The organism is Streptococcus halichoeri (genome assembly GCF_009870755.1).
Taxonomy (GTDB): domain Bacteria; phylum Bacillota; class Bacilli; order Lactobacillales; family Streptococcaceae; genus Streptococcus; species Streptococcus halichoeri.
The window spans coordinates 16,534-35,122 of the sequence record NZ_WLZU01000008.1; the positions used below are offsets into that span (position 1 = coordinate 16,534).

Below are 18,589 nucleotides of genomic sequence, written 5' to 3' on the forward strand. Positions count from 1 at the left end.
CTTCCACCAAGTAGCCGTGCCAGTTGCCTTAGCCGCTGCGAAAACACGAAGCAACCTAAAGCCAGAAGAAGAGAAAGTCTAAAAACCATGGAACACTTATCAAAACGTCTCAGCCTTGTTGCTGAAAAAATTCCTCCCGGTAGCCGTTTGTTAGATGTAGGAAGTGATCATGCTTACTTACCCATCTATCTAGCGTCCCAAGGCCTTATCGATAGAGCGGTAGCTGGAGAAGTTGTCAAAGGCCCGTACGAATCTGCTTGTCGTAATGTCGCTGCGCATGGCCTGCAACAAGTCATTTCGGTTCGCCTGGCCAATGGCTTAGCCGCCATGCAAGCTGAAGATGGCATCACAGCTGTGAGCATCTGTGGCATGGGTGGCCGTTTGATTGCTGATATTCTTGGAGCAGGCCAGGCCCAGTTAGCGACAGTAAAAACCCTGGTGCTCCAACCCAATAATCGTGAAGATGAATTACGCCAGTGGTTAGTGGCCCATCAATTTGCCATTGTTGCTGAAACCATTCTTATGGAAAATGATAAATATTATGAGATTATAGTGGCCCAGCCCGGCCACCAAATGCTTGATGCTAAATCTTATCGCTTTGGGCCATTTTTGTCCCAGGCCAAGACAGCTGTCTTTAAGGCCAAGTGGCACAGAGAATATGTTAAATTAGCCGAGGCACTTGCTTGTGTGCCCCACGCCCGCACCAAAGACCGCGCAGCCATTACCCAAAAAATGGCTGCTATTAAGGAGATGATTGAAGATGAAGGCAAGTGATATTATTGAACGCTACGAAGCATTTTGCCCGCCAGACTTATCCCTTGAGGGAGACAGTGTTGGGCTACAAGTTGGGCGGTTGACTAAGGATGTTGAGCGGGTCATGGTGACCTTGGATATTCGGGAACAAACAGTCGCAGAAGCCATCGCGTGTGGTGTGGATCTGATCATCACAAAACACGCCCCTATTCATAAAGGCTTGAAGGACTTGGTTGCTTCTCCCCAGCGTGATATTGTCTTAAGCCTCGTTAAGCATGATATTGCAGTCTATGTCAGTCACACCAATATTGATGTGGTTCCTGGTGGATTGAATGACTGGTTTTGCCAAGAATTGGGAATTGAAGAGCCGCGCCCGCTGGCTGAGACAAAAAATGGCTTTGGCCTTGGCCGCATTGGCCATATTCAGCCCCAAAGCTTAGAAGCCTTCGCGCATAAAATCAAGACTGTCTTTGGATTAGACAGCATCCGCCTGGTGCGCTACGGAAAGGCCAATCCGCTGATAGAGACAGTGGCCATCTGTGGTGGCTCTGGCGATAAATTTTATCCGCAGGCCCGAGACAAGGGAGCGGATGTTTATGTGACCGGCGATATTTATTATCATACTGCCCATGAGATGTTAACCGATGGCCTGGTGGCCATTGATCCTGGTCACCACATTGAAGTTCTCTTTATTGATGGTGTTTTGCGAAAATTAGAAGAATGGAAAAAACAAGAAGGCTGGTCAGTCAGCTTTCTAGCCAGTCAGCGCTCCACTAATCCCTTTAGCCACTTATCCTAGGAGCAGGCCGCAAGACACACCCCAGACTCAGGCGGGTTAGCAACGGATTAGATATAAGGCCCTATCAGGGAAGTCATAATGATTAAACCATAAAAAGCAAAAACCTCAAGTCTGCTTGCCTTAACAAGATAGGACAAAGCATTAGCCAGTGTTTTTAGCTTACCCATACCAGGAGGAAAGATGCGCATTGCAATTATTGGAGCGGGCATTGTCGGCTCTACCGCAGCCTACTATTTATCCCGTCTCGGACAAGCAGAAGTAGTCCTATTTGATGAAGGTCTTGGCCAAGCTACCAAGGCTGCAGCGGGCATTATTTGCCCTTGGTTTTCCAAGCGTCGCAATAAAGCCTGGTATCAGTTAGCCGATGCGGGGGCCAAGTTTTACCCACGCCTCATACAAGACTTGCTGGCTGATGGCTATCCTAATACTTCTTACCAGCAGACTGGAGTTTATGTTTTAAAAAAAGATTCCAGCAAGCTAGAGGAGCTCTATCACATCGCTTTGCAGCGTCAGCACTCCTCTCCTATTATTGGACAGCTATCACTGCAAGATTATGCCCAAGCTAGCGGTGCTTTTCCAGAATTAAAGGGCTATGAACGCACCCTGGTTGCCCAGGGTGCTGCCCGTGTTGATGGGCATGACCTTTGCCGATTATTGCAAACAGCAGCAGGTTACCCTCTTTATCAGCAAAAGGTCAGCCTTAGGCAAAAAGGCCAGGGCTATGAGATTGCAGGACACTATTTTGATCGGGTGATCCTAGCGTGTGGCGCCTGGCTTGGTCAGTTGCTAGAACCTTTGGGTTACCACGTAGATGTCCGGCCGCAAAAAGGACAATTATTGGATTATCACCTACCGAATCAAGCAAGCGACCAGTGGCCGGTAGTCATGCCAGAAGGAGAAATTGATATTATTCCTTTTACACAGGGAAAAGTAGTGGTCGGTGCCAGCCATGAAAATGACCAGGGCTTTGATATTAGTCCAGATCAAGACATTCTTGATAGCTTAGCTGCTCAAGCAAGTCCCTTTTTACCAGCCTTAGCTACTGCGCCTCTACCTACCAGTCGAGTAGGCATTCGGGCTTATACTCGAGACTTTTTACCTTTTTTTGGGTCAGTACCCAACAAACCCAGACTATATGTCGCAAGTGGTTTAGGCTCAACCGGCTTAACAGTAGGGCCAATCATCGGACAGCAATTGGCCAAGTTGGCACTTGATCAAGAGCTAGATATGGCGATTGAAGCTTATAATCCTGCTGCCTATCTAACGCTTCTAGCCTAAGAACTAAAGCTGGCTTTTGCCTCTTGTGAGGGACAACCAAGCTCTTAAGGTCAAGGTGATCAGTATTTGTGTTACGTGCTAGGATTGTTTGTTGGTCATCTGCACAGGCTTACAGTAAAACATGACACTGCTTCTAAAAAATGGTAGAATGGTAACGATATAGAAACTGAAGGAGACCTATTATGAAAGGTATAATACTGGCTGGCGGATCAGGAACACGTTTGTATCCGTTGACACGGGCGGCATCTAAGCAATTGATGCCCATCTATGATAAACCAATGATTTATTATCCCTTGTCAACCTTAATGTTAGCTGGCATTAAGGACATCCTCATTATTTCCACGCCACAAGATTTACCGCGTTTTGAAGAATTGCTTGGTGATGGTTCAGAGTTTGGCATTTCCTTGTCTTATGCTGAGCAACCTAGTCCAGATGGCTTGGCGCAAGCCTTTATCATTGGCGAAGAGTTTATTGGGAATGATCATGTAGCCTTGATCCTTGGCGATAATATTTACCATGGTAATGGCCTGACTAAGCTCCTTCAGAAAGCTGCGGCTAAAGACAAGGGAGCTACTGTCTTTGGCTACCAGGTCAAAGATCCCGAGCGTTTTGGTGTGGTTGCATTTGATGATGATATGAATGCTATCTCCATTGAGGAAAAACCGGCAGAGCCAAAATCCAACTACGCAGTAACCGGCTTGTATTTTTATGATAATGATGTCGTTGATATTGCTAAAAGCATCAAACCCAGCCCGCGCGGCGAGTTGGAAATTACAGATGTGAACAAAGCCTATTTGGAACGCGGCGACCTCTCGGTCGAATTAATGGGACGTGGTTTTGCCTGGCTTGATACAGGAACCCATGAAAGCTTACTTGAGGCAGCTCAATACATCGAAACCGTTCAACGCTTGCAAAATGCCCAGGTCGCAAACTTAGAAGAGATTGCCTACCGTATGGGCTACATTACTAAAGAACAAGTCTTGCAGCTAGCTCAGCCATTAAAGAAAAACGAATACGGTCAATATCTACTTCGTTTGATTGGAGAAATGTAATGTCAGAACAATTTTTTGAAAAGCCACTAGCCGCGCGACCCGTCAGCGGAATCCCTGGCATGCTCGAATTTGATATTCCAGTTCATGGAGATAGCCGTGGCTGGTTTAAAGAAAACTTTCAAAAGGAAAAAATGCTACCTCTGGGCTTTCCAGAAAGTTTTTTTGCGGCCGGCAAGCTGCAAAATAACATTAGCTTTTCACATAAAAATGTCCTACGGGGCTTGCATGCAGAACCATGGGACAAGTACATTTCAGTAGCTGACGGAGGCAAAGTATTAGGAGCTTGGGTTGACTTACGCCAAGGCGAGAGTTTTGGTAATACCTATCAAGCAATCATTGATGCCTCAAAAGGTATCTTTGTCCCGCGCGGTGTGGCCAATGGCTTTCAAGTGTTGACAGATACGGTGTCTTACAGCTATTTGGTCAATGATTATTGGGCTCTTGAACTCAAACCCAAATACGCCTTTGTGAATTACGCGGACCCAAGCCTCGGGATTGAGTGGCAAAATCTGTCAGCTGCTGAAGTCTCAGCGGCAGATAAAAAACATCCCTTTTTACAGGATGTAAAACCGCTCATTATAACCGCACGCTAGCCTTCTTTACTTGCTAGTAACAAGCACACAGTGGTGGGCTGTTAGGCTGTGAAATAGCTAGCGCGACCACCAGTTGGTCTAAAAGCCACTAACCTGCAGCACTCGCTTTGATGAAAAGCAACAGCTCTGCCAAGCTTATTTTTAGAGCAAAACATATGGTAGCAAAAAGCCTAATAGCTTTGTAACCCAAGCTTTCTCACGCAGCTAACCTTAGGAAAGCTTGACGTGTCAGGACAAGTGTTGTCGTATGGCTTTTGCTTCTAAAAACCAAGTGCTTTGATTTGCTTTTTGGGGTGTTTGAACCAGCATCTAGAAAGTAAGGCATTAAAAAATATTGTTAAGGAAATAACTATGTCAGACTATAAAAAGATTATCGTTACAGGGGGGGCTGGTTTTATCGGCTCTAACTTTGTGCATTATCTCTATAATAACCACCCTGATGTCCAAGTGACCGTTCTGGATAAATTAACCTACGCTGGAAATCGCGCCAACATTGAAGCCATTCTTGGTGATCGGGTCAAACTTGTTGTAGGCGATATTGCTGATGCAGAATTGGTCAATAAGCTTGCAGCTGATGCGGATGCTATTGTTCACTACGCAGCTGAGAGTCATAATGATAATTCCCTTAAAGACCCAAGCCCCTTTATTCATACGAACTTTATCGGGACCTACACCTTGTTAGAAGCAGCCCGCAAATTTGATTTGCGTTTTCATCATGTGTCAACAGATGAAGTTTATGGTGATCTGCCGCTGCGCGAAGATTTACCTGGACACGGAGAAGGTCCAGGGGAAAAATTCACTGCCAAAACCAATTACAATCCCTCATCGCCTTATTCTTCCACCAAAGCGGCATCTGACTTGATTGTAAAAGCTTGGGTGCGTTCTTTTGGTGTCAAAGCGACCATTTCCAATTGCTCAAACAATTACGGCCCTTACCAGCATATTGAAAAATTCATTCCCCGCCAAATTACGAATATCTTATCAGGTATCAAACCAAAACTTTATGGGGAAGGAAAGAATGTCCGTGACTGGATCCATACCAATGACCATTCAACTGGAGTGTGGGCAATCTTGACAAAAGGAGTCATTGGCCAAACTTATCTGATTGGTGCAGATGGTGAGAAAAGCAATAAAGAAGTCTTAGAACTCATCCTTGAGAAAATGGGGCAGCCCAAAGACGCTTATGATCACGTGACAGACCGAGCTGGCCATGATTTGCGCTATGCTATTGATGCCACTAAGCTACGTGAAGAGCTGGGCTGGCAACCAGAATTTACCAATTTTGAACAAGGCTTAGAAGAAACCATCAAATGGTATCGTGACCATCAAGCATGGTGGCAAGCAGAAAAAGCTGAGGTCGAAGCTAACTATGCTAAAACCCAAGAGATACTAAAGTGAGGCTTGATGTGTTTCATAATGATTACTCACTAAACAAAGAACATGACAAAAAAGTAGCAGCGCCTTTTGCTCTACTCTTTTTGTATACAGTTGTCATCATCGCTTGTTCCTACCAAGTCATCACTAGGCAGGATTCTGACCTTGCCTTTCATATGGCCCGCATTGCAGGGCTCGCCCAGTCCTTGCGCCATGGCGATTTCCTTCCTAATTTGAATTTTCTTTTTGGTAATGGTGTGGGCTATGCTGTTCCGATGTTCTATGGCCAATGGCTGCTCTATCTACCGGCCGGTCTCTTTCTTTTGACCAAGTCCATCACCTTTGCTTATGTTGGTTATGCTTTCTTTTTGACCTTGGTTAGTGTCTATGGGACTTTTATCGTCTTTAGGACCATCAGTCACAACCAAAGCTTGGCCTTTGTACTAGCCTTGTACCCTCCCTTGGTCTATGCCAATTTTGGCTATGGCATGACAGCTGTCACTCCCTTGATTCCTTTTTTGATTCTGGCTATTTATCAGATTGTCTTTGAAAATCGCCAAGCAGCGCTCTTATTAGGCATTGTGATTGCTTTATTGATCCAAACGCACATTATCTCAACCCTGGTTCTAGCAATCATGTCCCTCTTTTTCTTGGCACTAAATTATCAGTATTTAAACTGGCAAAAGCTACTCGAATGTGTTAAAGGTGGCCTACTTGGCCTGGTATTAAGCATTGGGTTTTGGCTACAATTGCTGGAGCAAACGCATAGCCAAGTCTTTTATGCCAATTGGACCACCCGGCCCTTCATGGGGATGTCTGGCGCTGCACGGAGTTTTTATGAAATCCTGCAGATGTTCTTTGATAGTAATTCAAGTGGCATCAGTATTGCCTACCATTCTCCTTTGATTATCTTTGTGACCTTGCTGCTTTCGAGCCAATTGGTCAAATGGCCAAGGCTGAGCGTGCAAAGTAAAAGGCTAGCTGCTCTGATTTTAGGCTTACTACTTATGGCTTCTTCTGTTTTCCCCTGGAATCAATTGAAATACAGCCCACTTGGTGTCTTTCAATGGCCGGGACGCCTGTTGACCTTTATTCCTAGCTTGGCTCTTTTAATATTCGCCATTGACAATCGTTCCCTAAAAAGAGCCATCCAATACTTTCTCATTGGCTTTGCCATGTATATGTCCATGGTGGTTCTGAGAAACCAAGGAGCAGCAGTTGCTTATAATCACTCAATGGAAAGTCAAATGAAACAGGCCTATGCTGGTGCTAATAACATTGATGGCTTTTCAGGGATGGAGTATTTGACAGTAGATGTGGACCACCACAAGGCCAATCAAAAAGCAGCTTTGAGCCAATTTCAGCGGCAGGGTCGCAACTATCACCTATCCAAGCTCAAAACGGCCTATAACCAGCTTGATTTTGACATTAGCCTGGATCACGCTCCTGCCACAGTGCAGCTTCCGCGCATCTGGTACAAAGGCTATCGGGCCACCTATTCTCAAGGCGCCAAAGGAAGTCAGCCGGCCTTAGCAACTGTGCCCCTATCAAAAAACGAAATTTCAAAAAGAGCTAAAAACCACCAGCCGCACCACCAGCAAAAGGTCCTAAATAATGGCTTAGCTCAAATCCATGTCCAAAGAAGTGGTCATGTCCACATTAGTTATCAAAAAACGCCCCTGCAAAAATTGAGCTTTGGTTTGGAGTTCTTGAGCTGGCTCTTGGTTATCCTTTGGGGATTTAAAAAAAGTAAGGACTAATCACCCCGTGTACACTCTGTCTTAACCCCTCTAGCTTAGCAAGCTAAGCTAGCAACCTTCTTATTGCGATCTGTTGTCAAAGAAAGTGGTGGACAGCTAACAAAGTAAAAATAGGGCAAAGCAAAGAGGAATCTACCTAAGTAGGAGATAGATTCCTCTTTTTTCATTTTGGTTGAACTGTAGAACTCACTTTTTCAGTGGCCTTCCAAAAATGTTTCCTCTTTTGTGATTTTTAGAGCGATTAAGAGGAGTTTACAAAACCCTGGCGTGACCTTAGCGACTCCAGAAATGGCAGAGCCCTTCTTATAAGGAGCTTTTTTGCTGGCTGTTAACACTTTGCTTTTTATGGATAAGAGCATCAGGCTACCATTTCTTGTCATGCTTTTTCAATAAATCATTCGCAATCTGAGTAGAGATTGGTATAATAGTAGAAAAGTAAATAGAAAGAGATGAGGCAAGAGATGACCAAATTAGCAACAATTTGCTACATTGATAATGGAACGTCTTTATTATTGTTGCATCGCAATAAAAAAGAAAATGATGTGCATGCTGGTAAATGGATCTCTGTTGGTGGCAAATTAGAAGCAGGGGAGACACCTGATGCCTGTGCCATTCGAGAAATCTATGAAGAAACGCACCTGCAGGTCAAAGACATGTCCTTTCGCGGCGTGATTACCTTTCCCAATTTTACCCCAAACGAAGATTGGTATACCTATGTTTTTAAGGTAACGGATTTTGAAGGGGAATTGATTGCTGATAGTGACTCTCGCGAAGGCACACTAGAGTGGGTCCCCTATGAGCAAGTCTTAGAAAAACCTACTTGGCAAGGAGACTATGAGATTTTAACATGGATTCTAGAAGATCGCCCCTTTTTTTCTGCTAAATTTTGCTATGATCAAGACAATCATTTGCTAGACAAAGAAGTAAGCTTTTATGGCAGGGGCACCCATGCAAGCACTAATGAGAAAGGAGTATTGTAGCTATGCAATTTTTAAATGACCAAGATCCCAAAGAGACTTGGTTTTATAAATGGGTTTTAAATAATAAGGCAGCTAATGCCCTCATTGTTTTATTGCTCTTATTTTTGACCATCTTGGTCTTTACAAAAATTTCTTTTCTCTTTTCTAAGGCTTCATCTTTTATCGCTGTCTTAATCTTACCCTTGGTCATTTCTACCATTCTCTATTACCTGACCAAACCCTTGGTTGATCTGATTGAAAAACTAGGTCCCAGCCGAACAGTGTCCATTTTTATTGTGTTTGGTTTGATTGTTCTTCTTTTAATCTGGGGCTTTGCTGGATTGATCCCGATGATTGGAGAGCAGATGACGACTTTTTTCCGTGATTTGCCTAACTATATCACAACCGTCAATCGGGAAATCAATCATTTACTTGAAAGCAAGTGGTTGGTCAACTACCACGCGCAGCTCCAGGATATGCTGACTAGTATTGGCCAAAAGGCCATTGGCTATGCCGAAGCCATTTCTAAAAACGCCCTTAATTGGGCAGGTTCCTTAGCAGGGACTATCGCGCGTATTACGGTATCCATTATCATTTCACCTTTTATTCTCTTTTATTTCTTGCGTGATAGCAGCAAGATGAAAGATGGCTTGGTAGATGTTTTGCCAACTGGCTTACGATTACCCGTCGGCCGCATTTTGGGTGATATTAATAAACAGTTATCCGGTTACGTGCAGGGGCAGGTTATGGTTGCGGTCACTGTTGGTATTATGTTTTCCATTATGTTTAGTGTTATTGGCTTACGCTATTCGATTACCTTTGGGATTATGGCCGGCTTTTTGAACATGATTCCCTATCTGGGTAGCTTTCTTGCGATGATCCCAGTTGTCATCATGGGTTTAGTACAAGGTCCACTTATGCTGGTCAAAGTTTTGGTGGTCTTTACCATCGAACAGACCATTGAGGGCCGCTTTGTGACCCCACTGGTTATTGGCAATAAATTAAGTATCCATCCGATTACGATTATGTTTTTATTGCTAGGCGCAGGAGCGATGTTTGGTGTTTGGGGCGTCTTCTTAATCATTCCGATATATGCTTCAATCAAAGTCATTGTAAAAGAACTGTTTGAATGGTATAAGGGGGTCAGCAACTTATATGTGGATAAAAAGATTATTGTAGAGGAGAAGGCAGATCATGTTGAATAGTGAAAAAATGCTTGCCTCCTTAGATCGGCATGATTTTGCTCGAGCAGCCAAATATTTTGAGCGGGCTTTAGCATCAGACCCCTCAGACAGTCTCTTGGCTCTCGCCGAGTATTTGCAAGGAATGGGGTATTTAGATGATGCCAAGCGTGCCTTTGAAAAGGTTCGCACTGATTATCCCGAAGCAAATATCAACTTAGCACAGATTCTGGCAGAAGACGGTGACATGGACCAGGCCTTTTTCTATTTGGATGCACTGCCCCAGGATGATCCTAACTATCCCACGGCCCTCATGGTCATGGCTGACCTGTATGATATGGAAGGCTTGGCCGATGTTGCCCATGAAAAACTCCTCTTAGCTAGTCACTATAGCCAGGACCCGCTGATTTTATTGGGTTTAGCAGAGTTAGAAATGGAGCTTGAGCGCTACCAAGAGGCTATCACCCATTATGCTGCACTTGATAATCGTGAGATTTTGGCCCAGACAGGGCTTTCGACTTATGAGCGAATTGGCAAAGCCTATGCCCATTTGGGGAAATTTGAAGCGGCCATTGAATTTTTAGAAAAAGCGCTGTCCATTGAGTATGAAGATAGCACAGCTTTGGCATTAGCGACTCTTTATTTTGAGCAAGAAGAATACCAAAAAGCCAATCTCTATTTTAAGCAAGTTGATACCATTAACCCTGCTTATCCTGGTTATGAGTGGCTCTATGCCCAAAGCCTGCACCATGACCTAAAGCCAGAAGAGGCCTTACGTGTCGTTCAACAAGGTTTACGCAAAAATGCCTTTGATAGTCAACTTTTACTTTTAGGTTCACAACTGGCTTTTGAAACCCATGATCCTCAATTAGCCGAGGACTATTTGCTAAAAGCTAAAGAAGTTGCTGATGATTTAGAAGAAATTGAGCTGCGCTTATCGTCACTCTATCTTGATCAAGAACGCTATGAGGATTTAATTGCCCTAGATCACGACCAGCTGGACCAGGTCTTAACCAAATGGAATATCGCTAAGGCCTATCATGAACTAGACCAGGAGCAAGCCCTTTTTGCCTACCAAGCGCTAGCTCCTGATTTGCAGACCAATCCGGAATTTTTACAGGAGTATGCCTATATTTTACGGGAATTTGGCCACTTGCAAGATGCAGCCCAGGTTGTAAGTGCCTATTTGGCTCTTGTGCCTGATGACATTAATATGCAGGCCTTGCGTGATCAACTAGAGTGAGTGAAAAATAGCTGAAAACGTGATGAAAAAATTCACAAATAAATGAAAAGAAGTTTGATAACAATAGTGTTATAATAGATAATATATTGTGAAATAAGGAGTAAGCGAATGACTGAATCAGAAAAAATGTATGGTGCTGACCTTGTGGTTGACAGCCTGATTAATCATGATGTCAAATACGTGTTTGGGATTCCTGGTGCCAAGATTGACCGGATTTTTGACACCTTAGAGGACAAGGGTCCAGAATTGATCGTCTCTAGACATGAGCAAAATGCTACTTTCATGGCCCAAGGTATTGGTCGGATCACCGGAGAACCAGGTGTCGTCATTGCCACCAGTGGACCAGGAATCTCTAACCTTGCGACGGGTCTAGTGACGGCAACAGCTGAAGGGGATGCCGTCTTAGCCATTGGTGGTCAGGTGAAGCGTGGGGATTTGTTAAAACGTTCCCATCAATCCATGAAAAACGTAGCCATGCTTGAGCCGATTACCAAATATTCTGTGGAAGTCCATGATTCCAATACCTTATCAGAGACTGTTGCCAATGCTTACCGCATTGCCAAAGCCGGTAAACCAGGGGCTAGCTTTATCTCTATTCCACAGGATGTCACAGACAGCCCTGTTTCTGTCAAAGCGATTAAACCTCTGACAGCGCCACAACTTGGTTCTGCTTCGGTGGCAGATATTAATTACTTAGCGCAAGCTATTCGCAACGCTGTCTTACCAGTGCTCTTGCTTGGTAATGGTGCCTCTTCTGAAAAAGTCACCGCCTCGATTCGCCGCTTGTTGGAAGCTGTTAAATTACCCGTTGTTGAAACCTTCCAGGGTGCTGGGATTGTCTCGCGTGACTTAGAAGAAGAGACCTTCTTTGGCCGTGTTGGCTTATTTCGCAACCAACCAGGAGATATGTTGCTGAAAAAAGCTGATCTTGTCATTGCTATTGGCTATGACCCGATTGAATATGAGGCCCGCAACTGGAATGCTGAATTTTCAGCTCGCACCATTGTTATTGATGTGGCTCAGGCAGAAATTGACACCTATTTCCAACCTGAGCGTGAGTTGATTGGGAGCATTGAAGATACCTTGGATCAATTGTTACCAGCCATTCGCGGCTACCAATTGCCAGAAGGCTCAGTCGAATACTTGCAAAATCTCAAAAAAAATCTGGATGGGGATTTGAAGTTTGACCGCAAGTCCAAGGATGGTTTGATTCATCCACTGGATGTGATGGAAGTGATGCAAGAGCAAACCAAGGATGATATGACTGTCACTGTTGATGTTGGTAGTCATTACATTTGGATGGCCCGTTATTTCAAATCCTATGAAGCCCGTCACCTGCTTTTCTCAAATGGAATGCAAACCCTTGGTGTGGCCCTCCCCTGGGCGATTGCAGCAGCCTTGGTTCGTCCCAACACCACTATTTTGTCTGTCTCAGGTGATGGTGGCTTCCTCTTTTCTGCGCAAGAACTCGAAGTGGCAGTTCGCCGCAAGCTGCCAATTGTCCACATGATCTGGAATGATGGCCGCTACAACATGGTGGAATTCCAAGAAGTGATGAAATATAATCGTTCTTCTGGTGTTCAATTGGGCGCCGTTGACTTTGTCAAGTATGCCGAAGCATTTGGTGCCAAAGGCTACCGCGTCAAGAGCAAAGAAGAATTCAAAGAAACGCTTGCTAAAGCCATTCAGGAATCCCAAGATGGCCCCATCTTGATTGATATTCCAATCGATTATAAGGATAATGGCCAATTAGGCGAGACAATCTTACCAGATGAGTTTTATTAAGAAGGTGCCCTATGTCAGATAAAAACACTTTATTTCAACATAATACCCTAGCTGCACTTATGGCCGGCTTGTATGAAGGGACACTTTCGCTTGAGCAATTGCTAGCGCACGGAGATTTTGGGATCGGGACGCTTGATAGCATTGATGGCGAATTGATTATTTATCAGGGCAAAGCCTACCAAGCCATCGGCACAGGCTCACAGGCAGAGGTTCTGGCCCTAAATGGGACAGAAATGGTCCCCTATGCCGCTGTTGCAAAGCATCGGGCGGACAAGGCTTTTTATCAAGCTACGCCTGTGACAGATAGTGACTTAAAAGAAAAGTTAGAAACTGCTTTTCCCAGTCGCAATCTTTTTTACAGTATCCAGATTAAAGGGACGTTTCAGCACATGCATGTGCGCATGATACCCAAAACGGCACCAGGGACCCGCTTTTCCCAAGTGGCCAGCCAGCAACCTGAGTTTCAGCAGACAGCAGTTGAAGGGGTCCTAGTAGGCTTTTGGACGCCAGAACTGTTTCATGGCGTGAGTGTTGCTGGTTACCACTTGCATTTCTTATCCAAGGATCACAGCTTTGGCGGCCACGTCATGGATTTTGTTCTGGAGGAAGGGCAGGTAGAAATTGGTATTCTTGATTCCTTGGAACAAGATTTTCCTCGCCAGAATCAAGCCTTTTTAGATCGGCGATTTGATGTTGACAGTTTGCGTGAGGACATTACGCAATCCGAATAGGCCACGCCTTACATGATTGAGGTAGTATGTGTCAGCTGAAATGATTTAAAGTAAGGACAATATTATAAAAAAAGCTAGATAAACTCTAGAATAGCAGGCTTTAGTTAAAAAAACTAAAGTTTAGCGATTCCAGGGTTTCTAGCTTTTTTGCTGTTTTCCTAGTGCGAAAGAGCCTAAGCAATGCCGCCAGGCTCTAATTCAGTAGTGTTTGCTCACATAAAGCCCAATTGCTGAGTGGGGGCTCTTGTGAGCACTAGGGCTGCTTAGGTAGGGCTGATGTGGCTTGTTAATTGCAGCTCCAGCTCTGCCAGTCAGCCGCCTACCTTTGGTCCTTGTTAATGGCCATAGCTTTGATTTTTTCGGCTACCGGTGTGACTCGGAGTGTCTTTTGGCCGGTGTAAGTCACAAAACCTGGCTTTGCACCACTTGGCTTATGTAGTTTTTTAGCTTCAATCATATCAACCGGAACCAAGTTAGACAGCCTTGCCTTAGAAAAGTAAGCTGCTAATTCGGCGGCGTCTGTTTTAACCTCATCACTAGGATCTAAATTATCCTTGATAATGACGTGACTACCAGGAATGTCTTTGGCGTGGAACCAGAGTTCGCCTTTTTTAGCCATTTTAAAGGTTAAGGCATCATTTTGCAGATTATTGCGGCCAACCAAGATAAGGGTTTGACCGTCTGAAGCTAGGTAAGTTTCTGGTTTTTTACGTTTTTGCCGTTTATCACGTGTGCGCTGTTTGAGTAAGCCAGCTTCGACCAATTCTTCGCGGATATCTTCAATTTCATCCATGCCTGCTTGGGAGAGATTGTAGTCTACACTCTCTAAGTAGGCAATGCTTTGCTTGGTGTCTTGGATGAGGCCCTTGAGATGTTTAACGGCTTCTTTGAGTTTTTGATAACGTTTAAAATAGCGCTGGGCGTTTTGACTGGGCGTTAATGCCTTATCAAGAGCAATGGTCAATCTCGTATTGGTATAGTAGTTGGGTAAATCAACCTGGTCTTTATTGTTTGGAACTTGGTGTAAGAAGGTTGTGAGGAGTTCGCCCTTTTGCCGGTAGCTCTCAGCATCTTCGGTCGCTTTTAATTCGTCTTCTTGTTTTTTTAATTTTTTGATATTCTTATCCAACTCAGCTTGCACGCGATGCAGCAGGTCACTGGCTTGCTGTTGGATGCGGTCTTTTTCTGCCTTATCCTGGTAATAATGATCAAGCAGCTCAGATAGACTTGAGAAATCCTGCCGGGCATCAGGCAGCTGGATGGGGGCAAAGCCTTTTTCAGTCAAACAAGGGCTGGTCTGACGGGCAAAGAAAGCCCGAAATGCTTTCAATCGCTCGCTGGCTAATACCTGACTCAAGGCCTCTGCTGTATCTAGGCCCAACCCTTGGAAATGCTGCTGCAAGTTCTTTGGCGTAAGAGACTCAGTCTGTAAGATTTCAAACAAAGCTTGGTCGGAAATGCTAAAGGGGTTTTGCCCCTTGGTTGGTGGCGGGGCAATGTAGTCAGAGCCTGGTAAGATGGTTCGGTAGGTATTTTGACTAAATCCGACATGCTTGATTGATTCAATAATCTTGCCACTGGCGCGGTCCAATAAAATAATATTGCTATGCTTGCCCATGATTTCGACAATCAGTCTTGCTTGGACAGCATCACCAATCTCATCCTTATTAGAAAGCCCAATCTCTAAGATCCGATCGTTGTCAACCTGATTGATGGATTCAATTAAGGCGCCTTGTAAATACTTGCGCATTAACATCGTAAAGGTATTAGGAACAGCCGGATTATTGAAATCAGCCTTGGTGACTTGGACACGGCCAAAAACCGGATGGGCAGAGAGCAGCAACTTATAATTTTGTCTATGATTACGGATAGTTAGGACCAGCTCACGCTCAAAGGGCTGATTGACTTTTTGAATACGACCAAAAAGCAGTTGATTCTTTAATTCCTTGGTTAAATGATGTAAGAAAAAGCCGTCAAAGGACATGATTTCTCCCTTTCTGAATTCTAATTCCTTCATTATACCACATTTTTAACAGCTTCTTGCTCAAAGGCAGCAGTCCGACTTGCAATTTATCGTATTTACGTTATAATTGAAAAAAACGAGTAAGGATGAAAGCACCGATGAACACACTTTTAAAACATTTTTGGCAAAGCTGGCATAGATAGGTTGTGTTTATGAGTTCATAGATACAACTTTTAGTGTACCTCTAACTGTTGTCTCTATGCGCTAGCTATTCAAATAACAAGAGAGCGCCTAGTAGTAAACTACTAAGCGCTTTTTCGCTAAGTTTTCGTGATTGTGAGGATTTTTGATGAAAAATAAACCCCTAATATTAACGCTTTTTGCCCTAGTTTGTCTGGTTCTTGGGGCTATCTGGTATCAGCCCAAGCCCACGGTGAAAGACTTGCAGCATCAATCCGTCATTCGGGTTGGGATCTTGCAATTAGTGACGCATGAGGCCTTGGATCAGATTTGTGCTGGGACCATCGCAGAGCTAAAAGCCGACCTGCCCAAGGGCAAGCAGATTCATGTAGAGGTGCTTAATGCCGAAGGTGATCAAAATAAATTGCAAACCATGAGTAAGCAATTGGTCAGCAAAAACGATCTTGTCATTGGTATTGCAACGCCAGCAGCCCAAGCGCTAGCCCATGCCACCAAAGAAAAACCAGTCTTTATGTCGGCTGTTTCTGATCCTGTTGGGGCGAAATTGGTCACGAACTTGGGGCAGCCAAGGAGTAATGTGACGGGGCTTGCCACTCAGCTTCCGATAACCAAAACGCTTGACCTGATGCAGTCCTTGCTGCCTCAGCTAAAGACTATTGGTGTGCTCTATGCCAGTAGCGAAGATAATTCGGCATCACAAGTGGCTGCTTTTACCCAAAAAGCCGAAGCTAGAGGCTACCATGTCAAGCCCTATGCGGTCCCTTCAACCAACGAGATCGCAACGACAATGACAGTCCTTGCTCAATCTGTTGATGCGCTTTTTATCCCGCAAGACAATACCATCGCCTCAGCATTTCCTCTTGTTGTCAAGATAGCTCAGGCGCAGCAATTACCGGTTTTCCCTAGTGTGGACACCATGGTCAAAGCAGGGGGCTTGGCTTGTGTTTTTCAAAATCAATATCAGTTAGGGGTCAAATCGGCTAAGCAGGTCAAGCAATTGATTGCTGGCAAAAAGCTAAAGGATATTCCCATTGAGGTGGTCGATGATGGCCAAGCCTTGGTCAATAGCCAAGTCGCTGAAGCATTGAAGATCCCTCTACCGGAATCAACGAACTATCAACGTCTGCCAACTGTAACACATTAAGAAAGGTGTTTTAATGATTATATCTTCTGTTTCGCAAGGCCTGGTCTGGGGTGTTTTAGGACTTGGTATTTTCTTAACGTTTCGCATTTTGAATTTTCCTGATATGACAGCAGAAGGCGCCTTTCCATTGGGTGGCGCAGTTGTGGTCACTAGTTTGAATGCTGGTCTGTCTCCTTTTTTAGCCATGCTGCTTGCAGCTCTAGCTGGGGGAGCAACTGGCCTAATCACTGGTCTTTTATATACCAAGGGTAAAATCCCCACCCTCCTTGCTGGGATTTTAGTGATGACATCTTGTCATTCCATTATGTTAATGATAATGGGCCGAGCCAATCTGGGCCTACATCAAGTGACCCGTTTACAAGACTATCTGCCTTTTTCTGATCAGCTTAATGGTCTCATCATGGGCTTAGCTCTGGTCATACTACTGATTGCGGGCTTAATCTACTTTTTGTACACGGATCTGGGTCAGGCTTACATCGCAACGGGTGATAACCCTGAGATGGCCAGAAGTTTTGGCATTGCCACTAATCGGATGGAAATTCTTGGATTAACGGTTTCCAACATGCTGATTGCTATCTCTGGAGCCTTAGTGAGTCAGCAAGACGGTTATGCCGATGTTTCAAAGGGCATTGGTGTTATCGTCATTGGTCTAGCCAGTCTAATCATTGGTGAGGTGGTTTATTCTGTAGAATTAACCTTGCTAGAACGCTTAATCGCGATTATTGTGGGTGCCATTTTCTATCAATTTTTAATTGCTAGCGTCATAGCACTTGGTTTTAACACTAACTATTTAAAATTGTTCAGTGCCTTGATATTGGCTAGCTGTTTGATGGTCCCTAGATTAAAAGCGGCAATTTTTAAAGGAGTGAAGTTGACCCGATGAAAGAAATAGTAGTAGAACTAAAAGATGCCACCGTCCGTGTGCACAATGGTCTAAGTGATCCTAAAGTAATCTTAAATCATGTCAACCTCACCATCTATGAGCATGATTTTATAACTGTCTTAGGGGGTAATGGAGCTGGTAAGTCAACTCTTTTTAATGTCATTGCAGGCACTCTGGCGTTAACAAGCGGTCGTATTTTGATCAAGGGAGAAGATGTCACGTCTTTGTCTGCGCAGCAGCGAGCCAAGTATTTGGCCCGTGTCTTTCAAGACCCTAAGATGGGAACAGCCCCGCGTATGACAGTGCTTGAAAACCTACACATCGCGAGTCAGCGCGGTGCTAAACGGCGCTTGATCAGGCGTTCTTTAGGCCAACATCACACCCAGTATCAGCAATTGCTGGCTAAGACAGGTAATGGCTTAGAGCACCACTTAGAGACCGCCACCGGTCTCTTATCGGGTGGTCAGCGTCAGGCCTTAAGCTTATTAATGGCTACGCTCAAACGCCCACAATTGCTGCTACTTGATGAACATACAGCAGCTCTTGACCCCAAAACTAGCCGTTCTTTGATGCAATTGACCGAGGACTTCGTTCAAAAAGACCAGCTGACCGCACTGATGATTACCCATCATCTCGAAGATGCTCTTGCCTATGGCAATCGTGTCTTGGTCATGCGCAATGGGCAAATCGTTCAAGACCTTTATCAATCTGAAAAAGCTGAGCTGCATTTGCAGGACTACTTTCAATTTTTTGAGTAATCTGTGCTACTTCTTGCTGTTTTTGCTAGGCCTTTTTCAAAAAAACGAGTGATTTATGATATAATTAAGGAGATTGTAGTGCAAACTACGAAGCAGTAATTCGACTTATCATTTTAAATAACCCTAAAATCA

16 protein-coding genes are annotated in these 18,589 nt (G+C 44.4%); 15 read left to right on the forward strand and 1 reads right to left on the reverse strand.

Annotation, left to right across the window (positions count from 1 at the left end):
* The first annotated feature begins 87 nt into the window (after positions 1-87).
* From GWD08_RS03295 to budA, 12 genes are all read left to right on the forward strand, one after another.
* Positions 88-774, forward strand: coding sequence for a tRNA (adenine(22)-N(1))-methyltransferase (locus tag GWD08_RS03295; RefSeq protein WP_159564223.1), 687 nt, complete (start codon positions 88-90; stop codon positions 772-774).
* Positions 761-1,552, forward strand: coding sequence for a Nif3-like dinuclear metal center hexameric protein (locus GWD08_RS03300; RefSeq protein WP_159544890.1), 792 nt, complete (start codon positions 761-763; stop codon positions 1,550-1,552). Before GWD08_RS03295 ends, GWD08_RS03300 begins: the two co-directional genes overlap by 14 nt.
* 180 nt (positions 1,553-1,732) lie before the next feature.
* Positions 1,733-2,830, forward strand: a complete 1,098-nt coding sequence (locus GWD08_RS03305) for an NAD(P)/FAD-dependent oxidoreductase (protein WP_159544888.1) — start codon at positions 1,733-1,735, stop codon at positions 2,828-2,830.
* A 182-nt stretch (positions 2,831-3,012) separates the two neighbouring features.
* Entirely contained in the window at positions 3,013-3,882 is an 870-nt protein-coding gene (gene rfbA, locus GWD08_RS03310) for a glucose-1-phosphate thymidylyltransferase RfbA (RefSeq protein ID WP_159544886.1), read from the forward strand.
* Entirely contained in the window at positions 3,882-4,475 is a 594-nt protein-coding gene (locus tag GWD08_RS03315) for a dTDP-4-dehydrorhamnose 3,5-epimerase family protein (RefSeq protein ID WP_159564225.1), read from the forward strand. Before rfbA ends, GWD08_RS03315 begins: the two co-directional genes overlap by 1 nt.
* 351 nt (positions 4,476-4,826) lie before the next feature.
* Positions 4,827-5,873, forward strand: coding sequence for a dTDP-glucose 4,6-dehydratase (gene rfbB, locus GWD08_RS03320; RefSeq protein WP_159564227.1), 1,047 nt, complete (start codon positions 4,827-4,829; stop codon positions 5,871-5,873).
* Positions 5,870-7,609, forward strand: a complete 1,740-nt coding sequence (locus GWD08_RS03325) for a glycosyltransferase family protein (RefSeq protein ID WP_244295474.1) — start codon at positions 5,870-5,872, stop codon at positions 7,607-7,609. Before rfbB ends, GWD08_RS03325 begins: the two co-directional genes overlap by 4 nt.
* Before the next feature lie 461 nt (positions 7,610-8,070).
* On the forward strand, positions 8,071-8,589 hold the full coding sequence (locus GWD08_RS03330) for an NUDIX hydrolase (protein ID WP_159544880.1): 519 nt from the start codon (positions 8,071-8,073) through the stop codon (positions 8,587-8,589).
* Between the two features lie 2 nt (positions 8,590-8,591).
* The gene (locus GWD08_RS03335) at positions 8,592-9,773 is read left to right on the forward strand and encodes an AI-2E family transporter (RefSeq protein ID WP_159544878.1); all 1,182 of its coding nucleotides are present in this window, start codon (positions 8,592-8,594) and stop codon (positions 9,771-9,773) included.
* Positions 9,763-10,992 carry a tetratricopeptide repeat protein gene (locus tag GWD08_RS03340; RefSeq protein WP_159564229.1) on the forward strand — a complete coding sequence of 410 codons (1,230 nt, stop codon included), beginning with the start codon at positions 9,763-9,765 and terminating at the stop codon, positions 10,990-10,992. The genes GWD08_RS03335 and GWD08_RS03340 overlap by 11 nt, the downstream gene beginning before the upstream one ends.
* Before the next feature lie 108 nt (positions 10,993-11,100).
* Entirely contained in the window at positions 11,101-12,777 is a 1,677-nt protein-coding gene (gene alsS, locus GWD08_RS03345; protein ID WP_159544874.1) for an acetolactate synthase AlsS, read from the forward strand.
* An 11-nt stretch (positions 12,778-12,788) separates the two neighbouring features.
* Complete coding sequence (budA, locus tag GWD08_RS03350; RefSeq protein WP_159564231.1) at positions 12,789-13,508, forward strand: acetolactate decarboxylase; 720 nt, start codon at positions 12,789-12,791, stop codon at positions 13,506-13,508.
* 319 nt (positions 13,509-13,827) lie between these two features.
* Here budA and GWD08_RS03355 read toward each other — a convergent pair whose 3' ends face one another.
* On the reverse strand, positions 13,828-15,492 hold the full coding sequence (locus GWD08_RS03355; RefSeq protein ID WP_159548792.1) for an Rqc2 family fibronectin-binding protein: 1,665 nt from the start codon (positions 15,490-15,492) through the stop codon (positions 13,828-13,830).
* A 328-nt stretch (positions 15,493-15,820) separates the two neighbouring features.
* Here GWD08_RS03355 and trpX point away from each other — a divergent pair, with 328 nt between their 5' ends.
* From trpX to GWD08_RS03370, 3 genes are read left to right on the forward strand one after another with little or no spacing between them, the layout of a single operon-like run.
* On the forward strand, positions 15,821-16,816 hold the full coding sequence (gene trpX, locus GWD08_RS03360; protein ID WP_159564233.1) for a tryptophan ABC transporter substrate-binding protein: 996 nt from the start codon (positions 15,821-15,823) through the stop codon (positions 16,814-16,816).
* A 13-nt stretch (positions 16,817-16,829) separates the two neighbouring features.
* Positions 16,830-17,699, forward strand: a complete 870-nt coding sequence (locus GWD08_RS03365) for an ABC transporter permease (RefSeq protein ID WP_159548654.1) — start codon at positions 16,830-16,832, stop codon at positions 17,697-17,699.
* Complete coding sequence (locus GWD08_RS03370) at positions 17,696-18,457, forward strand: ABC transporter ATP-binding protein (protein ID WP_159544866.1); 762 nt, start codon at positions 17,696-17,698, stop codon at positions 18,455-18,457. Before GWD08_RS03365 ends, GWD08_RS03370 begins: the two co-directional genes overlap by 4 nt.
* Positions 18,458-18,589: the final 132 nt, after the last annotated feature.